20 protein-coding genes are annotated in these 19,720 nt (G+C 64.6%); 14 read left to right on the plus strand and 6 right to left on the minus strand.

Features of this window, described 5'->3' with window-relative positions; genetic code table 11:
- Nucleotides 1-42: 42 nt before the first annotated feature.
- A complete protein-coding gene (locus tag XI09_RS45805; RefSeq protein WP_333939131.1) occupies nt 43-543 on the plus strand; it encodes a hypothetical protein in 501 nt (166 codons plus the stop codon).
- A 10-nt stretch (nt 544-553) separates the two neighbouring features.
- Nucleotides 554-769, plus strand: a complete 216-nt coding sequence (locus XI09_RS24150) for a hypothetical protein (protein WP_271569081.1) — start codon at nt 554-556, stop codon at nt 767-769.
- Between the two features lie 70 nt (nt 770-839).
- Here XI09_RS24150 and XI09_RS24155 read toward each other — a convergent pair whose 3' ends face one another.
- The gene (locus XI09_RS24155; protein ID WP_271569082.1) at nt 840-2,177 is read right to left on the minus strand and encodes a S41 family peptidase; all 1,338 of its coding nucleotides are present in this window, start codon (nt 2,175-2,177) and stop codon (nt 840-842) included.
- A gap of 306 nt (nt 2,178-2,483) precedes the next feature.
- Between XI09_RS24155 and XI09_RS24160 the strand changes: the two genes are divergently transcribed.
- From XI09_RS24160 to XI09_RS24195, 8 genes are all read left to right on the plus strand, one after another.
- Nucleotides 2,484-3,617 (plus strand): alpha-hydroxy acid oxidase, encoded by a 1,134-nt coding sequence (locus XI09_RS24160; protein WP_271569083.1) that lies wholly within the window; start codon nt 2,484-2,486, stop codon nt 3,615-3,617.
- A 14-nt stretch (nt 3,618-3,631) separates the two neighbouring features.
- Complete coding sequence (locus XI09_RS24165) at nt 3,632-4,258, plus strand: HAD family hydrolase (RefSeq protein ID WP_271569084.1); 627 nt, start codon at nt 3,632-3,634, stop codon at nt 4,256-4,258.
- 167 nt (nt 4,259-4,425) lie between these two features.
- On the plus strand, nt 4,426-4,632 hold the full coding sequence (locus XI09_RS24170) for a hypothetical protein (protein ID WP_271569085.1): 207 nt from the start codon (nt 4,426-4,428) through the stop codon (nt 4,630-4,632).
- A gap of 228 nt (nt 4,633-4,860) precedes the next feature.
- Nucleotides 4,861-6,072: a molybdopterin molybdotransferase MoeA gene (locus XI09_RS24175; RefSeq protein ID WP_271569086.1), complete on the plus strand. Its 1,212-nt coding sequence runs from the start codon at nt 4,861-4,863 to the stop codon at nt 6,070-6,072.
- Nucleotides 6,073-6,247: 175 nt separating this feature from the next.
- A complete protein-coding gene (gene lexA, locus XI09_RS24180) occupies nt 6,248-6,949 on the plus strand; it encodes a transcriptional repressor LexA (protein WP_271569087.1) in 702 nt (233 codons plus the stop codon).
- Between the two features lie 177 nt (nt 6,950-7,126).
- The gene (locus XI09_RS24185; protein ID WP_271569088.1) at nt 7,127-7,330 is read left to right on the plus strand and encodes a hypothetical protein; all 204 of its coding nucleotides are present in this window, start codon (nt 7,127-7,129) and stop codon (nt 7,328-7,330) included.
- A gap of 193 nt (nt 7,331-7,523) precedes the next feature.
- Nucleotides 7,524-7,958, plus strand: coding sequence for a hypothetical protein (locus XI09_RS24190; RefSeq protein WP_167770886.1), 435 nt, complete (start codon nt 7,524-7,526; stop codon nt 7,956-7,958).
- Between the two features lie 221 nt (nt 7,959-8,179).
- Nucleotides 8,180-9,121: a GAF domain-containing protein gene (locus XI09_RS24195; RefSeq protein WP_271569089.1), complete on the plus strand. Its 942-nt coding sequence runs from the start codon at nt 8,180-8,182 to the stop codon at nt 9,119-9,121.
- A 9-nt stretch (nt 9,122-9,130) separates the two neighbouring features.
- Here XI09_RS24195 and XI09_RS24200 read toward each other — a convergent pair whose 3' ends face one another.
- Both XI09_RS24200 and XI09_RS24205 read right to left on the minus strand, forming a co-directional pair.
- Nucleotides 9,131-11,422 (minus strand): ComEC/Rec2 family competence protein, encoded by a 2,292-nt coding sequence (locus tag XI09_RS24200; RefSeq protein WP_271569090.1) that lies wholly within the window; start codon nt 11,420-11,422, stop codon nt 9,131-9,133.
- Nucleotides 11,423-11,517: 95 nt separating this feature from the next.
- Nucleotides 11,518-11,751, minus strand: coding sequence for a DUF2171 domain-containing protein (locus XI09_RS24205; RefSeq protein ID WP_092184168.1), 234 nt, complete (start codon nt 11,749-11,751; stop codon nt 11,518-11,520).
- A 394-nt stretch (nt 11,752-12,145) separates the two neighbouring features.
- Here XI09_RS24205 and XI09_RS24210 point away from each other — a divergent pair, with 394 nt between their 5' ends.
- Complete coding sequence (locus XI09_RS24210; RefSeq protein ID WP_271569091.1) at nt 12,146-13,474, plus strand: MFS transporter; 1,329 nt, start codon at nt 12,146-12,148, stop codon at nt 13,472-13,474.
- 64 nt (nt 13,475-13,538) lie between these two features.
- Here XI09_RS24210 and XI09_RS24215 read toward each other — a convergent pair whose 3' ends face one another.
- Nucleotides 13,539-13,901 (minus strand): SPW repeat protein, encoded by a 363-nt coding sequence (locus XI09_RS24215; protein ID WP_271569092.1) that lies wholly within the window; start codon nt 13,899-13,901, stop codon nt 13,539-13,541.
- A gap of 236 nt (nt 13,902-14,137) precedes the next feature.
- On the opposite strand from XI09_RS24215, the gene XI09_RS24220 reads away from it, so the two are divergent.
- Nucleotides 14,138-14,320 carry a hypothetical protein gene (locus XI09_RS24220; RefSeq protein ID WP_028171775.1) on the plus strand — a complete coding sequence of 61 codons (183 nt, stop codon included), beginning with the start codon at nt 14,138-14,140 and terminating at the stop codon, nt 14,318-14,320.
- A 126-nt stretch (nt 14,321-14,446) separates the two neighbouring features.
- The gene (glnA, locus tag XI09_RS24225; protein ID WP_271569093.1) at nt 14,447-15,877 is read left to right on the plus strand and encodes a type I glutamate--ammonia ligase; all 1,431 of its coding nucleotides are present in this window, start codon (nt 14,447-14,449) and stop codon (nt 15,875-15,877) included.
- Between the two features lie 46 nt (nt 15,878-15,923).
- Here the strand turns inward: glnA and XI09_RS24230 are convergent, their stop codons facing one another.
- Both XI09_RS24230 and XI09_RS24235 read right to left on the minus strand, forming a co-directional pair.
- Nucleotides 15,924-16,310, minus strand: a complete 387-nt coding sequence (locus XI09_RS24230) for a nuclear transport factor 2 family protein (protein ID WP_271569094.1) — start codon at nt 16,308-16,310, stop codon at nt 15,924-15,926.
- Between the two features lie 7 nt (nt 16,311-16,317).
- Entirely contained in the window at nt 16,318-17,994 is a 1,677-nt protein-coding gene (locus tag XI09_RS24235; protein WP_271569095.1) for a glutamine--tRNA ligase/YqeY domain fusion protein, read from the minus strand.
- A gap of 155 nt (nt 17,995-18,149) precedes the next feature.
- Between XI09_RS24235 and gltX the strand changes: the two genes are divergently transcribed.
- Nucleotides 18,150-19,577 carry a glutamate--tRNA ligase gene (gene gltX / locus XI09_RS24240; protein ID WP_271569096.1) on the plus strand — a complete coding sequence of 476 codons (1,428 nt, stop codon included), beginning with the start codon at nt 18,150-18,152 and terminating at the stop codon, nt 19,575-19,577.
- Nucleotides 19,578-19,720 lie beyond the last annotated feature (143 nt).

The following is a 19,720-nucleotide window of genomic DNA, read 5'->3' on the forward strand; positions in this document are numbered from 1 at the left end:
CGTCCTCAACCGGAAGAGTCATCGGCCACGACATCTCTCGGCATGATCGAGGGCATTGCGCGCGACCTGCGATTTCTCGCAGCGGCGAGAATTTTTTTCTGTAAGAAGATCGACGTTTCTCGTCGCCTGCGGCAACACGACGATCCGCGCAACGACGCACGCGAGTGCGCGCGTCGACATTTGATCTTGCTCAACCCACACAATCAAGCTCCGGGTTTGGTTGCTGCTCGATCGAGCCACCGGGACTTGATTGACGCCAACTCGAAGAGATCAACAGGAGAAACCAGAATGAGTCACCGCAAGCTGATCGTCGCCGCCGCGATCATGTCGTTCGTTGCGTTGCCCGCCATGGCGCAGACGAACACGACCGATGAGAAGAACGGCCATCACTACTCGGGCGGACCGAAGACCGAGGTCCCTCACCATATGGGCAAGAAAGAGAGCGACGGCGGGACGACCAGCGGATCTGGCGGCAGCCACCACTACGGCGGCGGACCGAAGACCGAAGTCCCGCATCACACGGGTCCGAAGAAGCAGCAATGACGATCGGACGGTGATCCCGCCGCTCGCGAAGATGCGGGATCACTGCCCCCAAGCGAGCGACGCACGCGCCATGCCGCTCGACGCGTATGTCGCGGAGGTCATGCAATTGCTGGAGCTGCGGGTTCATCCCCGCGACGAAGTGCTGGTCGAACGCGACCGCGCCCGCCGCTGGGCCAAGCGGGACGGCCGCTACGAGGCGACTTTTGCCGCCATGAACCCGAGCTGAAACGGCGTCCCAGAACGAATTCGCCCGGGAGCGGTCATCCACTCCCGGGCGAATCTGGGCATCGCGACGTTTAGTTCGGCACCGCAGCCTTCGGCGCGGGCTTCGCGGCGACCGCATTCGCGGTGACGCCATGCAGGAAGTCGTAGGCCGCGTGCAGGGCCTTGTCGTCCTTCTCTTCCGGCGGGACGTAGGACTGCGATCCCGTCTGCTCGGTGCCGTCGGAGGCCGACAGATGGCCGCGCATCTGGGACTCCGCCATGGTATCCATCCGGCCCTTCAGCTCGGGCGGCACGTCCTGGAGGATCTCGATATCGGGCGCAATGCCCTGGGCCTGGATCGAGCGGCCCGACGGCGTGTAGTAGCGCGCCGTGGTCAGCGCCAGCGCGCCATTGCCGGCGCCGAGCGGAATGATGGTCTGCACCGAGCCCTTGCCGAACGAGCGCGTGCCGATCAGGGTCGCGCGCTTGTGGTCATGCAGCGCGCCGGACACGATCTCGGAAGCCGAGGCCGAGCCACCGTTGATCAGGACGACCAGCGGCTTGCCCTTGGTCAGGTCGCCGCCATGCGCGGTGAAGCGCTGGGTTTCTTCCGGACTGCGTCCACGGGTCGAGACCACCTCGCCGCGCTGAAGAAACGCGCTCGACACCGACACGGCTTGGTCGAGCAAGCCGCCCGGATTGTTGCGCAGGTCCATCACATAGCCCGCGAGCTTCTCCTGCGGGATCTCCCTGGAGATCGCCGCGATCGCCTTCTTCAGGCCATCGGTGGTCTGCTCATTGAACGAGGTGACGCGGATATAGCCGATGTCGCCGTTCTCGACGTGGAAGCGGACGGGCCGCACATGGATGATCTCGCGAGTGATCGCAATGTCGAGCGGCGCGTCGGCGCCCTTGCGCACGATCGTGAGCTTGGTCTTGGTGTCGACCGGGCCCTTCATCTTGTTGACGGCCTGCTCGAGCGTCATGCCCTGCACGGCATCGCCATCGATCTTGCTGATGAGGTCGCCGGACATGATGCCGGCCTTGGACGCCGGCGTGTCGTCGATCGGCGAGACAACCTTGACCAGGCCCTCCTCCATCGTGACCTCGATGCCGAGCCCGCCGAACTCGCCGGAGGTGGTCTCCTGCATCTCGGTCCAGGCCTTGTCGTTCATGTAGCGCGAATGCGGATCGAGCGAGGTCACCATGCCGGTGATCGCGCCTTCGATCAGCTTGGCATTGTCGGGCTTCTCGACATAGCTCGCCTTCACGCGCTCGAAGACTTCGCCGAACAAATTGAGCTGGGAATAGGCATCATCCGCGCTCGCTGCCGCCCGTGCCGCCCACACGCCGCCGTGCGGACTGGCTACCAGAAGGGTCAAACACGCTCCGGTGAGCGCGCCCAGGGGGAACAGCAGGGTTTTCCGCATGGATAGGCTGGCCTTCTTGCTTTAGCGGTTCTCTTGGGGCTTGGGAGGCGCCATGCAAATGGCGATCCAGCCCGCTTCTCACAATACCATTCTGGTTTCTTCAAGGCCGGGCTGCCACGCCGGCGGGTCCGCCGCAAAAATCCCTTCGCCCGGACCTAAACTTTTGGCAACGTTCCGAAACCGTTTCGCGCAAATCGGCAACCGTCGATCGACCCACGCCCCGCAGCTATGCGATTTTAGGATGGTTTTGGAGAGCTGGACGGGTTAGGCGATGAAACAAGGCTTCAAATTCTCGGGAGGATAATAATGAACGAAGCACCCCGCATCCGGCCGGAAAGGAACGTCGAACTCGGCGCCAGCGGCGAGCCGTTCCAGAATCTGCACGAATTCATCCGGAAGGCGCGCGCCAACCTCAACCAGAATGCCTGGGACTATATCGTCGGCGCCGCCGAGACCGAGACCACGATGCGCCGCAACCGGATGGCGCTGGACGAGATCGCGTTCCGCCCGCGGGTGCTGCGCGACGTGCGCAAGGTCGATGGCTCCGTCGAACAGTTCGGCCGCAGGATGCGCCTGCCGGTGGTGCTCGCGCCGGTCGGCGCGCTCGAGATCTTCGACCCGGATGGCGCGGCGAGCGTCGCCCGTGCCGCCGGCACCTTCGGTGCTGCGCACATGCTGAGCTCGGTGTCCGAGCCCGGCCTGGAGAAGACCGCCGAGGCCGCTCCCGATGCGCTGCGCCTGTTCCAGCTCTATGTGCGCGGCGACGACGCCTTCGTCGCCGATGTCGTCAGCCGGGCGGAGAAGCACGCCTACGCCGCCTTCTGCCTGACCGTCGACACCGCCCATTACAGCCGTCGCGAACGTGACATCGCCAAGCGCTACGTTCGCGAGAGCCGCCTGCGCGCCACCGGCGGCGATTTCCAGAAGGGCCTGGAGTGGCGGACCGTGAAGATGATCAAGGACAAGTTCAAGGTTCCGCTGATCCTCAAAGGTATCGCCACCGCCGAGGACGCGCTGATCGCGATCGATCACGGCGTCGAATGGATCTACGTCTCGAACCATGGCGGCCGCCAGCTCGATCACGGCCGCGGCGCCATGCATATGCTGCCGGAAATCGTCGAGGCCGTGAAGGGCCGCGCCAAGATCATGGTCGACGGCGGCTTCGGCCGTGGCACCGACATCGTCAAGGCGATTGCGGCGGGCGCCGACCTTGTCGGCATCGGCCGGTTGCAATGCTGGGCGCTGGCGGCGGCCGGCGAAGCCGGCGTGACGCGGATGCTGGAGCTTCTGGAGGACGAGGTGCTGCGCTGCCTCGGCCTGTTGGGCGCCACCTCGTTCGCCGAGGTCAACAAGTCCTGCCTGCATCAGGCAACTGCAACGAATGCGCCGAGCGTGTTCAGCGCGTTCCCGCTGTTCGACCACGAACCTTACCGATACTGATCTGAAAGGATGCAATGACCTCGCTCTCTCCCGGCAGCGCAGATGCGCTTTTGTTCGATCTCGGGCGCGTCGTGCTCGACATCGATTTCTCCAAGGCGATCGCCTGCTGGGCGGGACATGCCGGCTGCAAGCCGGAGGCGATCGTTGCCCGCTATGTGCGCGACAGCGAGGCCTATCGGCTGCACGAGGTCGGCAAGATCAGCGACGAGGACTATTTCGCCTCGCTGCGCGCCTCGCTCGGGATCGGCATCTCGGATGCGCAATTCCTCGAGGGCTGGAACGCGATCTTCGCGGGCGAGATGCCTGATATCGCGGAGCTATTGCAGCGTGCGGCGAAGCGGATGCCGCTCTACGCCTTCTCCAACACCAACCGGCCGCATGTGGACCATTTCTCGAAGGAGTATGCCGGCCTGCTCGGCCATTTCCGCGAGCTTTATCTGTCGTCCAGCATCGGCCTGCGCAAGCCGGACGCGGCGGCCTTCGACCATGTCGTGGCGGCCATCGGCGTGCCCGCCAGGCGCATCGTGTTCTTCGACGACCTCGCCGAAAACGTCGAGGGCGCGCGGGCGCGCGGATTGACCGCGGTGCATGTGACCTCGCCCCGCGACGTCGGCGATGCGCTCAAAGCGCTGGGAATCTGATCGAGATACACCGGCCGGCGGGTGAAACCGGGGAGTTCCGCGGAACCGATCTCGCCCGAGATGAGGAACCAAATCACTTTGTACATTTTTATACAGAGTTCCGGGAACGGAATGCCCGCTTCCGGACTCTTGAGTCCGTTGGGACTTCTACGGACGGACGCATCATCGTGTTGGGCAAGACCTATCTCACCAAACAGGCCTCTCTTCTGCTCGAATTCGCCAGAACGACGTCGGATTCTGACCTTTCCGCCAAGCTGATCAGCAAGGCCGCCGACCTGAAATCCCAGGCCGATCCGCTGCCCGACAAGGATCAAGGCCCCAAAGCTCCCGACGTGGCGCCGGACGCCCGTCCGGACCAGCAGACCGGTCGTTGACCGATACTGGCCGTGGCTCTCGTCAATTGTCGTCCTGCCATGGCCATACTCGTACCGGTCTTTCTGATCGTCAGGGTTATGCCGCGCCGCACTTGGCGTTCTCCATAGAAGAGCGGCCGAGCGACGGGATGAATTATCCTGCTTCGTCGCTGTTTTGCCTCTGCGCCCGCACTCGGATAGAACGTTCGCCGTTCATTCGTCCGAACGTGCCCAGCAGGAGTCTTCCCCGTGGCCTTGATGCCGGTTTCTGACGCGCTCGCCGCAGTGCTGGCCGGCGTGGAGCCGTTGCCTGAAGAGATGATTCCACTCGATGAGGCCTACCACCGCGTGCTCGCGCGCGACGTCGCGGCGCGGCGTACGCAGCCGCCGGAGGCGATGTCGGCGATGGACGGCTACGCCGTGCGCGCGGCCGATGCGGCCAAGGTCGACGCACAGCTCACCGTGATCGGCGAGGTCGCGGCGGGCCGGCCGTTTGCGGGATCGGTCGGCGTCGGCGAAGCGATGCGAATCTTCACCGGCGGCGTCGTTCCGGCCGGCGCGGACGCGGTCGTGATCCAAGAGGACACGGTCGCCGAGGGCAGGCGCATCACGATCAAGCAAGCCGCCGTCACGGGGCGGCACATCCGCCCCGCCGGCGTCGACTTCTCCGAGGGCGACGTGCTCCTGCGCAAGGGAACCCGGCTCACCGAGCGCGACCTCGCGCTCGCGGCCGGGATGAATCACCCGCACCTCCCCATCCGACGCCGTCCGAAGGTCGCGATCCTCGCCACCGGCGACGAACTGGTGATGCCTGGCGCCACACCGGGTCCCGGCCAGATCGTCTATTCCAACGGCTACGCCCTGCACGCGCTCGCCCGCCAGGAGGGCGCAGATACCATCGATCTCGGTGTTGCCGCTGATACGCTGGAGGCCACCACCGCCGGCATCCGCCGCGCCCGCGAGAGCGGCGCCGATATCCTGATTACGACCGGCGGCGCCTCGGTCGGCGACCACGATCTGGTTCAGCAGGCGCTGAGGGATGAAGGCATCGCGATGGCGTTCTGGAAGATCGCGATGCGGCCGGGCAAGCCGATGATGCACGGCCGGTTAGGAGCGATGGGTGTGATCGGCCTGCCCGGCAATCCCGTGTCGTCCTATGTGTGCGCCTTCCTGTTCATGGTGCCGTTGATTCGCGCTCTGTCGGGCCGCGCCGTGATTCACCACCGTCGCGAGCGCGCCGTGCTCGGCCGCGACATCGGTGCCAATGACCAGCGCGAAGATTATCTGCGCGCACGTCTGGAGCGGCGCGACGACGGCACGCTTGTCGCCCTTCCCGTCGATCATCAGGATTCCTCACTGCTTGCGAATCTCGCTGCGGCACAGGCACTTCTCGTGCGCGCGCCGTTCGCGCCCAAGGCCGAGGCCGGCACGCCTTGCGAGGTGCTGCGACTGCCCGCCTGAACCCGCTGGTCATGCGCGTTCCGCGAACTTTGTCGCGTTCACGGTAAATTAAGCAGTTGCGGAACACATATCGAACATATAGTGTCCGTTCATGATTTGTTTCGAGCATCTGGCGGCTCGCCGCTGAATTCACCGTCTCGGAATCGAACGACATCAACCGGGGGATTTGGTCGAGATGTTAACGCGCAAACAATACGAGCTTCTGCGATTCATCAGCGAGCGTTTGAAGGAAAGCGGCGTGCCGCCCTCCTTCGACGAGATGAAGGACGCGCTCGACCTGCGCTCGAAGTCAGGCATCCATCGCCTGATCACCGCATTGGAGGAGCGCGGCTTCATCCGGCGTCTGCCCAACCGGGCCCGCGCGATCGAGGTGATCAAGCTGCCCGAGCTCCAGGCCGCCGCCGGCAGCCGCCGTGGCTTCACGCCGAGCGTCATCGAGGGCAATCTCGGCAAGGTGCGAGCGGGCTCCAGCGCGCCCGTAGACGAGGGCGAGCGCCCCGTCGCGGTGCCGGTGATGGGCCGCATCGCGGCCGGCACACCGATCGAAGCGCTGCAGACCCGCAGCCACACCATCAGCGTACCGCCTGACATGCTCGGTTCGGGCGAGCACTACGCGCTCGAAGTGCGCGGCGACTCGATGGTCGAAGCCGGCATCCTCGACGGCGACATGGCGCTGATCCAGCGCAACGAGAGCGCCGACACCGGCGACATCGTGGTGGCGCTGATCGACGACGAGGAAGCGACGCTGAAGCGCTTCCGCCGCCGCGGTGCCTCGATCGCGCTCGAGCCCGCCAATGCGGCCTATGAGGTCCGCATCCTGCCGCCCAACCGGGTGAAGATTCAGGGCAAGCTGATCGGCCTGTACCGCAAGTACTGAGCGCGGCCGCCGGTTGGCGACCCGCGCGTTGACGATTGGAGCGGACGATTGTCCGTTCCGGCTGGATAGTCTTTCTGGTTTTGCACAGATTATCCGGCCCCTTCTCCAGCGCTACATCCTCGGCACGCCGCACGAAGCCCTCATCGCTTCGCGGCGCTGGAGATCGAGGAGACCATCATGCGCAAGATCGTTTTGAGCGCCGTCACGATGGCGCTGATCGCAGCATCGGCGTCGCAAGCCTTCGCCGCACAGTTACACCCTGTCCGCAAGGCAGCGCAGACGACGACGAGCGAGCAATTGCGCAATGCCCGCAATGCCGTCGCGCAGCCGTCGCAACCCGCCTGGCAATATTCGGGCTGGTCGGCACCTGCTGGTCGCTGACGGAGACGCACGCCAAATGCGCGAGAGCGGACTTTGTTCCTCGTGCATTTGAAAAAGATATTGTGATGGCAGCCTGCGAACCCAAGCCGCAGATTTGCCTACAACCGAGAAGACGCTAACATGCTTCCACTCTGATAGAGGCCTGTGCCTCCGAAGGAGGCGCGGGTCGCTATCCCTGAATGAGGAGCACCCGATGTGTGACTACAGCCTGCATGCCGTCGCGACGCGTCCCGCAGAAGTCGGCGAGACGATCGTCACGACCACCTTCCGAGGCACCTCGACGCGCGGCTTCGCCTCCGAGGCCGACATGTCCGTCGCAGTCTGCCTGCTGCCGGGGACGGAGCTCGCCTTCGCCGACAACGTCCGCTACGACAATCGATGGATCTGGACGCGCACCATCAATTCCCGTGTCGGCAAGTTCGGCAAGATCGATCCGCACATTCCCGATCGCCATCACGACGCGATCGAATTCCCCGACGGCAAATACGTACTGGTGACGCAGCTCGTCGAAGGCCAGCGCGCGACCGTGCTGCAGTTGCCGGTGACCCAGCCCGTCGGCGAGCGTGAACACAAGCCGCAGGTGATCGCCGATGGTCGGCCGACCATCACCCGCCTGCCGATCGGCTGACGTACCTACCCCGGCTCACGGGTCGGGGCCAGGATTGAAATCGCCATCGCCGGCCGTGGCCGGCGAGACGGGATGGTTTGTGTCCTGAGAATCCAATTCGCCGAGATCCCCCCGCGCCTCCCCGTCGCACGAAGTTTGCGCGGCGCTGCCTGAATTTTGAACGTCCGTTCCGCGGCCAGATCGCCGATGCTGTCAATGGCTTGAGGCGGCGGGCACGGTCGATGAAAACCTTCATTCGCGTCGTTGAACTCTGGGTGCCCGACCGGACGCGCATGCGGCTGGAATTCGGCGGCGGTCTCTATGGCGAAGGGCTGTCCGCGTTCAAGGCCGTGAGCGAGAACTTGCGCTTCGGATACGACGAGGGCCTTCCCGGCAAGGCCTGGGCCAGCGGCCATCCCGTGATCCTCACCAAATTCGCCAACTCCTATTTCAAGCGGACCGATCAGGCGCTCGCGGCCGGCCTCACCTGCGGCGTGGCGGTCCCGGTGTTTTCAGGCGAATTTTTGCAGGCCGTGATGGTGCTGTTCTGCGGCGACGACGAGGCGCATGTCGGCGCGATCGAGCTCTGGCACAATGATCCCGATATCTCCCACGAGATGGGGCTCGTCGACGGCTACTACGGCACCGCCGACATGTTCGAATTCAACTCCCGCCACACCAGGTTTCCGCGCGGCTTCGGCCTGCCCGGACGCACCTGGAAAGCGGACCTGCCGCTGATCATCAAGGATCTGCACAACGCCAAAAGTTTTCTGCGCTGGGAAGAGGCCGCCGAAGTCGGGATCAATCTCGGCGTCGGCGTGCCCTACCGGACCGGCGCCGACCAGACCTGGGTGCTGACTTTCCTCTCCGCGCAGGCGACGCCAATTGCGCGGCGCTTCGAGATCTGGGTGCCGAACGAAGCCCGCTCAGCACTGGTCTTTCGCGCCGGCGATTGCAGCGCGCAGACCGACCTCGCCGCGCTCTATGTGGACAAATCCATCGCCAGGGGTGACGGCAGCATCGGCGGAGCCTGGGCCACCGGCATGCCCGCGCTCAACGACGATCTCGCGCATGACCATTCGGTCGCGGCCGCAGAGGCTCGCGCGTCTGGACTGAGCCAAATGGTGGCCCTGCCGGTGATCGGGAGTGCTGGGCTCGACGCCGTGCTGGCCTGGTACCTGTAGCCGTTCCGTTCAATCCTCGGCCTGCATGTCCGCCTCGGACGGTGTCGCGTCCCGGCTGCGGGGAGCCGCCGCCTGCGGCGCAAGGCTCGTACCGAAATCCCCCTCGCCGGCGGTCGCCGGCGACCACGGGCGGTCGGTGCCTCTCGCTTTCACCGCCTGAACGACAAAGCCGTCGCCTCGCTGTGTCAGCGCGAGCGCGCCTTGCGCGGCGAGACGCTGCCGGTCGACCACCATCGCCGCACAATCCGCTGGCGCCGGCCGCGCCGTCACCACCAGCGCGGCGCGGCTGCAATCGTCCGCCAGCGCTTCGATGCGCAAGGCCAGCGCGACCAGGCGCCCGTCGGCGAGCGGCGTCACGCAGCCGGCCTCGTCGCACGACACGCCGGCGGCGAGCGAGGGACTAGCGGCATCGCGCGGATCGGCGTCGGCAGCGAGCCACTCCTTCAGCAGAAAGCCGTCCTTGCTGGCCCGGATCATTTGCAGGCGCCCGTCCCTGCCCCGCACCGCGACGCTCTGGCCGTCCCCGGCGATCAGGATATCCGGCTGCCGCCCCGACAGCCCCCAGAGGATCGCCACCAGCAGCACCAGCGCGCCGGACCAGCGCAGGGGCGTGCGCAGCAGGCCCATCACGACGATCCCCAGGCTGGCCGCGATCAGCGGCGCGATGCCGAAAGCCGGGATGCGGCCGACGGCGCCCGGCAATGCCGCCACCCAGCGCGAGACCGCGACCATCCAGTCGATGCCGATCCCCATCAGCCACCAGAACACGCCGTCGAGCCCGAACGGCGCCGCGAGCAATCCGAGCAGTCCCGCAGGCATCACCAGCGCAGAGACCACCGGCATCGCGCCGAGATTGGCGAGCACGCCGTAGGGCGTGACGCGATGGAAATGGAAGGCGGCATAGGGCGTGGTCGCAAGCCCCGCGATTAGCGAGGCCAGAAACAGCATCGCGATCTCGCGGCCGCCCCACATCGCGATGCGCGCGGTCGCCGAATGATCGGGCGAAGCGAACAGATTCGGCATGCCGATCTGCACCAGCGCAACGAGTCCCAGCGTTGCCGCAAACGACATCTGGAAGCTCGGATGCACCAGCGCTTCCGGCGCGACCGCGAGCACGATCAGCGCCGCCACAGCCAGGGTACGGAACGTGATGGCGCGGCGGTCGACCATGACGGCGATCAGCACCACGGCGGTCATGAAGAACGAGCGTTGCGTCGCGACCTCCGCGCCCGAGAGCAGCAGATAGAACGCGGCGGCAACCAGCGCCGCAGCCGCGGACCATTTCTTGATGGGGAAGCCGACCGCCAGTCCCGGAATCAGAGCGAGCAGCGCGCGGACCGCGAAGAACACGACGCCGGCGACCACCGCCATGTGATAACCGGAGATCGAGAGCACATGGCCGAGCCCTGAAATGAACATGGCGTCATTGATGGGCGTGGTGATCGCGTCGCGACGCCCCGTCAGCAGCGCCGTCGCGATCGCGCGATTGTCACCTTCGAGTGTTGCGCGGATGCGCGCGTCGATCGCATCGCGCAGGCCCTGCATGAAGGCGGCATAGCGCAGCCGCAAGCCACCGGCATCGGGCGGCACTGCCGCCGTGATCGCCCCCATCACGAAGCCGGAGGCGCCGATGCCCTGGAAAAACATGTCGCGCGAGAAATCGTAGCTGCCGGGGCGCACCGGCGTGATCGGCGGCATCAGCCGCGCCTTCAACTGCACGAAGCTGCCGACCTCGGGCGCCGTCCCCTTGCGCACCGAGAGGCGCACGCGCTCCAGCTTGACGTCGCTCCGCTGCGCCTCCATCGCCGTGACACGCAGCACAAAGCGGTCGGTGCGCTCGCGGATGTCGCGGGTCTCGACGAAGCCCGACAGCGACACCGAATAGAGCGGCTTGGCCAGCACGGTGTGGCCGATGCGCGCCGTCTTCCAGGTCGCCATGGCAAAGCCGGCCGCGACCGCCGCGATCATGATGGCCGGTGCGAACATCCGGCTTCGCCGCAGCAGGACGGCCGCGAGCGTGAGCCCGACCGCCGTTGCGGCGACGACCCAAAGCACCGGCTCGTGATCGGCGGCAAAGTAAAGCGCGATGCCGCTGCCGAAGGCCACAGGCACCCAGGGCAACAGCCGCCCGGCACCGGCCTCGGCGCGCATCCATTCGCGCAGCGTCCCGGCGAGCGCGGGCCAGGCGCCAAAGCCCGCCGGCACAAAGCCGCCGGCCGGAGCAGCTCGGCCGGCGGGCCAAGTCCCCGCGATCCCCCCCGCAATACCTTGGGACCGTACCGGCCGGCCCGGCTCCGCCATTCCTTGCACCTTACGATACGCGACGGAGGCCGAGGCTACCGGAACGTGCAGGGCGGCGGATAGCGGTACGGATCAGGAACGAGCCACGGCGGGCGCTACTTTTCCTCTTCCATCGTCACGGCCACCGCCGCCTTGGCCGAGAGCCGGACCTTGTTGCCTTCGACGTCGGCGACGAGGCCCTTGTCGATGAAGTGATGATGGCCCCTGTGGCTGCCCTCGCCGCTGTCCTTCCTGGTCAGCTTGATGCGGTTGCCCTCGATACGGTCGACAGTTCCGATGTGGACGCCGTCGGCGCCGATGACTTCCATATGCTCTGCGATGTTCTGCATGATGGGCTCCTCGTTGGGGACCCACACAACGCCCGAGAGGTCCTTTCCGTTCATTCGTGACACGACCGCCCGGCGCGATGGCCGACCGTTCTGTCTCTTGACGGGGGGCAGCCTCGGTTCGGGTCGATTGAGCCGAAAGTCTCATAAGGGGCCGGCCCTGGCAGGGTTAAACTGCTCTCCACGCCTCCCCCGCACAGACGGGCCAGGTCGTGACAGCTCGCGGTACCGAAGGCCGCCGAAGCTCTTCTCAGGTGGTTCAAGGTTCCTCTGAGACCAGGCGTTGCGGACGCAACTCGCAATTCTCGCCTGTAGCGTCGCACACCAAACGCACTCCGCGAGCGAACTGGCGCTGAGATGCGCAAGGAGTGGCGTTTGAATTTGATAGGAGCAGCACATGGCAGTTCAAGTACCGCACGATTTCCGCCGCGTGATCGTTGCTGCGTCGGTGGGAAACGTCATCGAATGGTATGATTTCTATATCTTTGGCAGCCTGGCCGCCGTTCTGTCGGTCAAGTTCTTCGAGCAATCCCACCCGGTTGCAGCCCTCCTCAGCACGATCGCGCTGTTCACGGCAGGATTTCTGATCCGTCCGCTGGGGGCATTCCTGTTCGGATGGATGGGTGACCGGGTCGGCCGCAAATATACGTTTCTCGTCACGCTGAGCGGAATGGGACTGGGCACGGGAGCGATCGGATTGATCCCAACCTACCAGTCCATCGGGCTGGCGGCTGCGTTCCTTCTCTTCGGCTTGCGCATGATCCAGGGGCTGTGCCTGGGCGGCGAATATGGCGGCGCCATCACCTATGTCGCGGAGCATGTGCCGGACGACAAGCGCGGCTACTACACCGGCTGGCTACAGACCTCTCCGACTCTCGGGATCGTGGTGTCGCTGGCAGTCATCGTCCTGACCCGAACCTATGCCGGCAATCAGGCCTTCGACGAATGGGCGTGGCGCGTTCCGTTCCTGGTGTCCTTCCTGCTGGTGGCCATCGCGATCTATATCCGCCTCCAGCTCCAGGAGACGCCGATCTTCCAGGAGATCAAGGCCCGCGGACAGATGACGAGGAATCCGTGGAAGGAGGCCTTCCTCAGCTCGAACGTCAAATACATCGGGATCGCCATCGTGGTCCTGATCGGACAGGGCGTGGTCTGGTACAGTGGTCAATTCTGGGCGCTGTACTTTCTGCAGCAGGTCTCCAAGGTGGACCCGGTGACCTCGGCCTACATCGTGGGAACCGCGCTGCTCATTGCAACGCCGAGCCTGATCTTCTTTGGCTGGCTGTCGGATCATATCGGCCGCAAGCCGGTGATCCTCGGAGGCATGCTGCTCGCCGCGATCACGTACTATCCGCTCTATCTGTGGCTGGGATCGGTCACGCAGCCCGGCAACATCAACTATCCGACCGCGATCTTCATCATCTTCATCCTCGTTTGCTATGTCGGGATGGTGTACGGGCCGGTCGGCGCGTTTCTGGCGGAATTCTTCCCCGCCAGGATCAGGTACACGTCGGTCTCCGTGCCGTACCACATCGGCAACGGTTGGGGTGGCGGATTGGTGCCGTTCATCACCTCGGCGGCATTCGCCGCGACCGGCAGCATCGGCTACGCGCTGATCTACCCGATTGCGGTGCCTGCGGTGTGCTTCGTGCTTGCGCTCTTCCTGATGCCGGAGACGCGCAAGATCAGCATCTGGCAACCGATCGAGCCCAGAACAGCATCGTAACGTAATCACCTCTCCTCCGGCCGCCAGCCGATGGCGGTCGGAGAAGAGCCGGCAACCTCTCGTCTCAGCCGGCGCGGTGAGGCCAGTGATCGTGCCACCAGGTACTGAAGTCGCGATCGGTTATCAATTCCCAAGCAGCGAGCAAGATCACCAACAGGCCCGACAATACGCTGCTGACCGTGGCCGATACGGGCTCATAGCCAATGGACCAAGGCGCCAGCACCAGAGCCAAGCCCAGCAGCATTTCGCCCCACTCTTCCAGGTAGGACGGGACGACAAAGGCTTCCACGGCAAACAGCATGACGCCGAGCCCGAGTGCGATGGTGATCCAGACAGCAGCCCCGGATAAGCCGAGGATAAAGGACGACAGGACCAGCCACACGCCCACCAACAGGCTACCAGCGTCTTGCCAATGTTGGATGCGCATGATTCTCACCTCCCTTCTCGTATTGATGTGGGGGCGGACCGATGAAGAACCATCCCTCCGACCTGCGCTGTGTTGCCGCGACTGGGAGCCGGCGCCCCATCCGGCCGCCCATGCCCCGGAAAGGGCCCTTGCAAGTGCGGCGCACCAGGATGCAGACTATCGGCGCTTGACAGGTGTCAATGTCTGCCGTTCTCGGCCCACCCGGTTCGCGCCCAGAACAAGAGGGAGATGACGCCATGCGAGAAATGGAAATCCACGACTATGCGCGGCAGTTGCTGGAAGCCCATGGCCCCAAGGCCATTGCGGAAGCCGCTCAAAACGCCATCGACCTCGAGCAGAAGGGCGAGCTCGAATTGGCAAAAACTTGGCGGCACATCGAAGACGCGATGAAGCTGATGCGCGGGCCACATCAAAGCTGACTGCCGTCGCGCAAAGCTTGCCTGACTGCGGCGACAACGCCGAACGTGGACCACAGTCCGTCGCGAGCCGCTAGGTTGCGGCCGAACGGCTACGCGATCTCGGGACGCTGACCTGGGAGCGAAGCCATGGTTGCGAAATGTACGACAGCCGAAGACCTCGTGAAGGCGATCACGGACGAGAAAGTCCAGATGATCGATTTGCGGTTCACCGACCTGCCGGGGGTGTGGCAACATTTTTCCGTCCCGCCGAGCGCGGTGAACGCCGATGCACTCAATGAGGGCTTTGGATTCGACGGCTCATCGATCCGAGGCTTCAAGGAGATCCAGGAAAGCGACATGCTGGTCGTCGCCGACCCGACGACGGCATTCGTCGACCCCTATAGTCCGGCCAAAACACTGGTTCTCATCTGCAACATCCGCGACCCCGTGACCGGCCAGTCCTATAGCCGGGATGCCCGCTACATCGCCCAGAAAGCCGAAATCTACCTTAAGGGCACCGGGCGCGCCGATACGAGCTATTTCGGCCCGGAAGCGGAGTTCTTCGTCTTCGACGAGGTGCGCTACGCACAGGGCATCAACTACGCCATGCACGCAGTCGACTCCAGCGAAGGCAGCTGGAACACCGGCTCTGAGGAAGGGCCGAACCTCGGCCACAAACCGCGCCCGAAGGAGGGATACTTTCCCGTTCCCCCGACCGACAGCATGCAGGCGCTACGCACCGAAATGGTGCTGACGATGGAATCTCTGGGGATCCAGATCGAGGCCCATCACCATGAAGTCGCAACCGGCGGCCAGAACGAGATCGACATGCGCTTCACCACCCTCACCCGGATGGCCGACAACCTGATGATCTACAAATACGTGGTGAAGAACACCGCGCATCAGCACGGCAAGACCGCGACATTCATGCCGAAGCCGCTGTTCGAGGACAACGCTTCGGGCATGCACGTTCACCAATCGCTCTGGAAGGGTGAGACCAATCTGTTCTACGACAAAGGTGACTACGCCGAGTTGAGCCAGCTCGGCCGCTACTACATCGGCGGGCTATTGAGCCACGCCTGGGCGTTGTGCGGGCTTTGCGCCCCCACCACGAATTCGTATCGGCGTCTGGTGCCGGGCTATGAAGCGCCGATCAACCTCGTCTACTCCCAGCGCAATCGCTCCGCCTGCTGCCGGATTCCGATGTATTCGCCGAATCCACGCGCCAAGCGCGTCGAGTTTCGTTCGCCGGATCCGTCCTGCAATCCCTACCTGGCCTTCGCGGCAATGCTGATGGCTGGCCTCGACGGTATCGACAAGCAGATCGACCCCGGCAGCCCGATCGACAAGAATCTCTACGACCTCCCGCCTGCGGAGGCGAAGGAGGTGAAGTCCACGCCAGGATCGCTGGACCAGGCGCTCGACGCGCTCGAGCGCGATCACGCATTCCTGCTACGCGGCGATGTCTTCACCGCCGACGTGATCGAAACCTGGCTCGACTACAAGCGCAAGAAGGAGGTCGACCCGATCCGCCTGCGGCCTCATCCTTACGAGTTCCATCTCTACTACGACATCTAGCGGGCGGTGACCGCGCACCTGGCGGAACGGGCAGAGCCCTCCACTGCTAGATCATCGGGACCCTCGACGAGACGTGATGATTGACGATCTTCCAATCGCCGTCCTCGCGCATGATGACCCAGCTCATCTTGACGACGAGGTTGTCCCGCTCGCCCGCGAGATCGAACGAGATGGTCGCACCCATGTTGATCAGGTCAGGCCCGGCCTGCGCCGCGTTCACCTCGGAAAAGACCGCGCTCGGCCTGCGCCAGCGCGGCAGGCCGTTGAAATAGTCGGCAACGCCGTCCCGCCCCCGATAGAGCCTTGGGTTGGAGCCGAAGAAGAACGCGCTCTTGGCATAGAGCGACGACAGCGCGGCCGCGTCGAGCGTCGCGAAGCCGGCGCACCATTTCGCGATGATGGCGGAAACGATGGCGTCGGCTTCACTGCTCATAAGCGCCTCAACCTTTCGCGACTTCCTTCGCGAACGTATCGCGCAGGCCGATGGTGCGGCTGAACACCGGCTTGCCCGGCGTCGAGTCCTTGTCGCGCACGAAATAGCCCTGGCGCTCGAACTGCATCGGCTCGGTCGCATTGCTCTCCGCGACCGATGCCTCGATCCGCGCGTCGGAGAGAATCTCCAGTGACTGCGGATTGAGATCGGCCGCGAAGTTCGAGGCGTCCGGGCTCGGATTGGCGAACAGCTGGTTATAGATGCGGATCTCCGCCGGCTTCGAGGCTGCCGCCGGCAGCCAGTGCATGGTCGCCTTGACCTTGCGGCCGTCGGGCGCATTGCCGCCCCTGGTCGCGGGATCGTAGGTGCAGCGCAGCTCCACCACCTCACCGGCATCGTTCTTGATCACCCCGGTGCACTTGACGAAATAGGCGTAGCGCAGCCGAACCTCGTTGCCCGGCGACAGCCGGAAGAACTTCTTGGGCGGGTTCTCCATGAAGTCGTCCTGCTCGATATAGAGCTCGCGGCCGAACGTAATCTTCCGTGTACCGGCGGAGGGATCGTCGGGATGGTTGATCGCGTCGAGCTCCTCGGTCTGCCCTTCCGGATAGTTCTCGATCACGACCTTGAGCGGCTTCAGCACCGCCATGCGGCGCTGCGCGGTGCGGTTCAGCTCCTCGCGGATGCAGAATTCGAGCATGCCGACATCGACCACGCTGTTGGCCTTGGCGACGCCAATACGCTTGACGAATTCACGCAGCGCCGCCGGCGGCACACCGCGACGGCGCATGCCCGCCATGGTCGGCATGCGCGGATCGTCCCAGCCGGCGACATGGCCTTCGCGCACGAGCTGGGTCAGCACGCGCTTGGACAAGAGCGTGTAGGTCAGGTTCAGCCGCGCGAACTCGTACTGGTGCGGCTTCGACGGCACCGGCAGTTTTTCGATGAACCAGTCGTAGAGCGGCCGGTGGTCCTCGAACTCCAGCGTGCAGATCGAATGCGTGATGCCCTCGATCGCGTCCGACTGGCCGTGGGCATAGTCGTAGCTCGGATAGATGCTCCACTTGGTCCCGGTGCGCGGATGGTGCGCATGCAGGATGCGGTAGAGCACGGGATCGCGCAGGTTGATGTTGCCCGCCCCCATGTCGATCTTGGCCCGCAGCACCCGCGCGCCGTTGGGGAATTCGCCCTCCTTCATGCGGCGGAACAGGTCGAGATTCTCGTCCACGCCGCGGTCGCGGAACGGCGAGTTCTTGCCGGGCTCGGTCAGCGTGCCGCGGGAGGTGCGGATCTCCTCCTGTGTCTGGTCGTCGACATAGGCGAGCCCGTCGCGGATCAGCTGTTCCGCCCATTCGTACAGGCGGTCGAAATAATCCGAGGCGAAGAACAGGTTCTTGCCCCAATCGAAGCCGAGCCAGCGCACGTCGGCCTGGATGGAATCGATATATTCCTGCTCTTCCTTGACCGGATTGGTGTCGTCGAAGCGCAGGTGGCAGCGACCCGGAAACTCCTGGGCAATGCCGAAATTGAGCGCGATCGACTTGGCGTGGCCGATATGCAGGTAGCCGTTCGGCTCCGGCGGGAACCGGGTCACGATCTCCTGGTAATTGCCCTGATCGAGATCGGCCTGGATGATGTCACGAATGAAATCGCGCCCAACCTCAGCTGCCACCGGTTCTGTCATTACGAAAATCCTGTAGGGAAATCAGCGGTCCTTCTGCCAAATTCGCGTGGCCGAGCCAAGAGCTTAAGCAAGGCCTAGCAGGTCCGCCGCCGGGCTTTAGTTATGCTCTGGTCCTGCTATACACCACCGCTTCCAATGCATAGGCCCTGCCAAGAATGACCGATTCCGTCGTCACCCGCTTTGCTCCCTCCCCGACCGGCTTCCTCCATATCGGGGGCGCCCGCACGGCGCTGTTCAACTGGCTCTATGCGAAGAAGCATGGCGGCAAGATGCTGCTCCGGATCGAGGACACCGACCGGGAGCGCTCCACCGAGGCCGCGATCGGCGCCATCCTCGACGGGTTGAAGTGGCTCGAGCTCGGCTGGGATGGCGACGTCATCTACCAGTTCAGCCGCGCCGCCCGCCACCGCGAGGTCGCCGAGCAGCTGCTCGCCGACGGCAAGGCCTACCGCTGCTACGCCACCGCCGAGGAGCTCACCGCCATGCGCGAGAAGGCGCGCGCGGAGGGCCGCACCCGCCTCTATGACGGCCTATGGCGCGACCGCGACCCGGCCACGGCGCCAGCCGACGTCAAGCCCACCATCCGCCTGCGCGCGCCGCAGACCGGCGAGACCGTGATCGAGGACCAGGTCCAGGGCCGCGTGGTCTGGCAGAACGAGAACCTCGACGACCTCGTCCTCTTGCGCGGCGATGGCAACCCGACCTACATGCTCGCAGTGGTGGTCGACGACCACGACATGGGCGTCACCCACGTCATCCGCGGCGACGACCATCTGATCAACGCCGCCCGCCAGAAGCAGATCTATGATGCGATGGGCTGGGCGCTGCCGAGCATGTCGCACATCCCCCTGATCCACGGCCCGGACGGCTCGAAGCTGTCGAAGCGCCACGGTGCGCTCGGCGTCGATGCCTACCGCGCCATGGGATACCTCCCGGCCGCGCTCCGCAACTACCTCGTCCGCCTCGGCTGGAGCCATGGCGACCAGGAGATATTCTCGACCGAGGAGATGATCGCCGCGTTCGACCTCGCCGGCGTCGGCCGCGCCGCCGCTCGCTTCGACTTTGCCAAGCTGGAAAACCTCAACGGCCATTACATCCGCCACGCCGACGATCAATCACTCGTGAAGATGTTCGAGGACGTGCTGGACCACGTCGTGCCCAGCCGCGACGAGCTTAAGGCCAAGTTAAACGACACCACGCGCGCGCAGCTTCTCAAGGCCATGCCGGCCCTGAAGGAGCGCGCCAAGACGCTGATCGAGCTGATCGACAGCGCCTATTTCATCTTCGCCGACCGGCCGCTGGAGCTCGATCCCAAGGCGCAGGCGCTGCTGACGCCCGAGAACCGCAAGCTGATCGGCCAGCTACATTCCGCGCTGGAGAATGTCGAGACATGGAGCGGCGCCACGACGGAAGCTGCGCTACGCGCCTTTGCCGAGGAAAATAGTCTCAAGCTTGGCGCGGTCGCTCAACCCTTGCGGGCGGCGCTGACCGGACGGACCACGTCGCCTGGCATATTTGAGGTTTTGGACGTGCTGGGACGCCAGGAAAGTTTGGGCCGGCTTAAGGATCAGGCCAAGGACTAGGTCAGGGCCTAGGCTAGACGTAAGTCGAGCATGCGCGGCGCCATCTTGCAGCGCACACAGCAATAATATACCCATCTCCCCCGTACCTTCTGGAACATCCGGCCTGCCCCACCATGTTATCGGGGCCTTCCGGGTCCGGCCCG

Origin of the sequence: Bradyrhizobium sp. CCBAU 11386 (assembly GCF_028128955.1) — a bacterium.
In the GTDB taxonomy this organism is placed as follows: domain Bacteria; phylum Pseudomonadota; class Alphaproteobacteria; order Rhizobiales; family Xanthobacteraceae; genus Bradyrhizobium.